This is a genomic window from Streptococcus cristatus (genome assembly GCF_001588905.1).
Lineage (GTDB): Bacteria > Bacillota > Bacilli > Lactobacillales > Streptococcaceae > Streptococcus > Streptococcus cristatus_N.
In genome coordinates, this window is the sequence record NZ_LAWH01000068.1 from 1 (window position 1) to 305 (window position 305).

1 protein-coding gene is annotated in these 305 nt (G+C 48.5%); it reads left to right on the forward strand.

Annotation, left to right across the window (positions count from 1 at the left end; genetic code table 11):
- Positions 1-305, forward strand: a 305-nt coding sequence (locus tag A0765_RS10385; protein ID WP_142325667.1) for a hypothetical protein, incomplete at both ends; no start/stop codon positions are given.

Genomic DNA, 305 nt, shown 5'->3' on the forward strand with positions numbered 1-305 from the left:
GTTTCAGCAAGTGAATCAGCCTCAGCTTCGTTGAGTGGCAGCCAATCTGTCTCAACAAGCGCAAGTGCTTCAGCATCAGTAAGCTTGAGCCAATCCGTTTCAACAAGCGCAAGTGCTTCAGCTTCGTTGAGCTTGAGTCAATCCGTTTCAACAAGTGCAAGTGCCTCAGCTTCGTTGAGCTTGAGTCAATCAGTTTCAGCAAGTGAATCAGCCTCAGCTTCGTTGAGTGGCAGCCAATCTGTCTCAACAAGCGCAAGTGCCTCAGCTTCGTTGAGCTTGAGTCAATCAGTTTCAACAAGTGCAAG